The organism is Psychrobacter sp. TPE 89C (genome assembly GCF_055522395.1).
Map to the genome: position 1 here is coordinate 1 of NZ_JBVFXW010000092.1, position 2,925 is coordinate 2,925.

At 36.3% G+C, this 2,925-nt stretch carries 4 protein-coding genes and 1 rRNA gene; all 5 read left to right on the top strand.

Features of this window, described 5'->3' with window-relative positions; all coding sequences use genetic code 11:
* A 5S ribosomal RNA gene (gene rrf, locus ACZW67_RS14180) occupies positions 1-86 on the top strand; the annotation flags it as partial.
* A gap of 111 nt (positions 87-197) precedes the next feature.
* Positions 198-545: a hypothetical protein gene (locus ACZW67_RS14185; RefSeq protein WP_465183789.1), complete on the top strand. Its 348-nt coding sequence runs from the start codon at positions 198-200 to the stop codon at positions 543-545.
* Between the two features lie 330 nt (positions 546-875).
* Entirely contained in the window at positions 876-1,229 is a 354-nt protein-coding gene (locus ACZW67_RS14190; protein ID WP_465183790.1) for a hypothetical protein, read from the top strand.
* Positions 1,230-1,340: 111 nt separating this feature from the next.
* Positions 1,341-1,982 carry a glutathione S-transferase family protein gene (locus tag ACZW67_RS14195; RefSeq protein ID WP_465183791.1) on the top strand — a complete coding sequence of 214 codons (642 nt, stop codon included), beginning with the start codon at positions 1,341-1,343 and terminating at the stop codon, positions 1,980-1,982.
* A gap of 46 nt (positions 1,983-2,028) precedes the next feature.
* Positions 2,029-2,460, top strand: coding sequence for a hypothetical protein (locus tag ACZW67_RS14200; RefSeq protein WP_465183792.1), 432 nt, complete (start codon positions 2,029-2,031; stop codon positions 2,458-2,460).
* Positions 2,461-2,925: the final 465 nt, after the last annotated feature.

A 2,925-nucleotide genomic window follows, 5' to 3' on the forward strand; every position in this document is an offset into this window, starting at 1 on the left:
TGATCCCTTCCCGAACTCAGAAGTGAAACATCGTTGCGCCAATGGTAGTGTGGATTCGTCCATGTGAGAGTAGGTCATCGTCAGCTCTCTATTCTGAAATATCCCCCGACTAGTTACCTAGCCGGGGGATTTTCTTTGCGTGGAATAAAGTGCTGTGTGCTATTATTTATAACTATCATCACATTTCGGAGTAAGTCATGGGCGTTTCACTTTATTATACGGCTGAGCGTACGACACTTTTAACGGAGCAAGAGCAAGAAAATATTACGCTGATCGTTGATAAGTATAATGAAAGCTTTGAGCACACAGAAGAGGCAGAGTCGTTTGATCTTTACGCCTATGATGATAGTGAGTCAGAGGTGATACTAGCAGGTGCCACAAAAATATCTTCTAGCATGGATGTTGAGGATCTTATATATACGCTTGGTCATTGGCTAGAATGTTTGACTGAGATTCGACTGGTAGTCACTGATGCAGAGTGGCATGTACACTTAGATGATAATGATGCAGTATGGGTAGATGATAAATGGCAGATGGAAGAATAACTTATTAGTATTAGGTAAAGTGTGCCATTAATTACTAATCAGCTTGAGTATATATAGATAAGTTTTACGGCGATCTTCTCATTAGTAAGCTTTCTATTCAAAAGAAAACCCCCTTTGCTCATGTGGAGGGGGTTTTCTTTTGCCTGCTATTTGGGGTAAACAGCGGAGTTTAGTAGTATTGTCTTTAATATGGGTTTAAAGTAGATGAGCATAACAATGCTAGGCTTACGAGCAGGCAACTGGGATCATCAATATTGAGCTTTTAGCATTTTAAAAGGTTAGTTAACTTTCAATAACACCAAGCTAGAAAGCAAATTAGGATATAAAGCGATGTTAATTATCAAACTAACTGATAGTAGAGAAAATCTGGACGATATTGAGAAAATATGTCTATATTTAACAAAACACAAAGAACTGCTGCCTTTGATAACCACTGAAGAAGGTAAGGATATCTCATATATTTTAAAGCCAACATTTAAAGCTGATCATAACGAATCTGAAAAGAAGGCGCACTGGGAAAAAGTATTCAATGAGTTTACGCTAACTGATAATAAAGGCGATGAAATGCGTTTTTATAGAGAGAAAAAAACAGACGCTCTATACTTTGGTACTAAGAAAGGATTTGAGACCCTAGAAAGTATCAATAATGATGAACCTGCTATTAAAGGTAGATTTAACCACTAAAGCGATTAGTGAGCTTCTGTTAATTGATTGAGCTTTGATTTAAGATATATTTCAGCCAGACAGTAAGCTGTTATGAGTGTCTGGTAACTTTAGAATAATGGAGTCTATATTTTGTTTAAACTTTACTATTACCCAAACAATGCTAGTTTGGCTCCACATTTTCTCCTGCACCATGTGCAAGCGGATTATGAGTTAGTACTTGTCGAAAGAGAGAAGGACACTCACAAATCAGCCGATTATCTGAAGTTAAATCCTACTGGGCGTATTCCCACGCTGGTCGTTGATGATCAGCCAATCTTTGAAAGTCCTGCTATCTGCATTCATATTTGTGAATCCCACCCAGAGTACGAGTTGATACCTCCACTTGGCGATCCTAAACGACCGTTATTTTTTCAGTGGCTCGCATTCTTAAATAACACGTTGCAAGCGGAACTGATGGTTCGTTATTATCCGCATCGTTATACTAATGATGAACGTAATATACCAAGTGTTATATCTGCGCAAGATGATCGTATTGCAGAGGCTTTGTCTATCATTAATGATCAACTGGAGTCTAATGAGTTTTTGCTTGGTGAAAAACTATCGGCATGTGATTACTTTCTCTTTATGTTGGCAGAGTGGTCATTGGTATCAGAAAAGTCGCCGATGAGCTATGAAAACTTGGCAATGTATCTAAATCGATTAAGTGAAAATCCTAGTATAATAGCAGTATGTGAGTTTGAACAGATAGATTTGATGCCATTCAAAACATAGTCATGATAAGTTGTTTGAATCAGGCTTTATTCTTCAGGAGTTAGATGTGAATATAGATTCTTTAGCTTTATATATGACTTTTTTAGGTCTTCTTGCTGCTATTTATCAGTTGAGACAAAATTTTCTACAGCAGAGAACGATATTTGAAGATTCAATAAGTAAAGATTATCGCGATATAATACAGCGTATACCTTATAAAGCATTAATTGGTGAAGAGCTTGGTTTATCTGAGGCTAATGCTGTTCATAACGAAGTATATAATTATATGGATTTATGCAACGAACAAATTTATTTACGTAGGTCTAATAGAGTTAGTAAAAAAACTTGGGACAATTGGCAAGAAGGTATGAGTACAAATTTTGGCTTAAAAGCATTTAATGATACTTTAATTGAGGTGTTTGAAAAATTACCCTCTAACTTTAGTGAGCTACAGAGAGTTAAGGCCTCCGATTTTAAAACTGATCCAGTAAAATGGTAAAACGTATAACAATTTATTGAAATAAATATCAGGTTGAGAAGGGAAAGCTTATGTCAATTTGGTCACTGGTTCTAATATCATTTTTGCATATTACGATTGGTGGGGCTTTTTCACTGGGTTTTCTCTTTTATATCTGTGCAGAAAATAGCCCAGTTTTGTCCAAATTTGAAAATACGGTTTTGCTTACCTTACTTATCGCATATTCGGTATCTCTGTTAGTGAGCATTGGACTGGCTATTTATTTTTATGTGGCACTTGATAGCGAGTCATACTATTTATGCTTTTCATTATCTTGGGGCCTGCTCATACTACTCTTAGGGTATTGGACATATCTTTCAGCGAGATTTAGCTAATAAATTGTCTGAAAAGGCTATAGTCAGTCCAAAATAGAAAAGGTACAATACTTTTAAACCAAGCAAAGTGAAATATAAAAGATGACCTACTCAGCAGATTTTCGAGCACAAG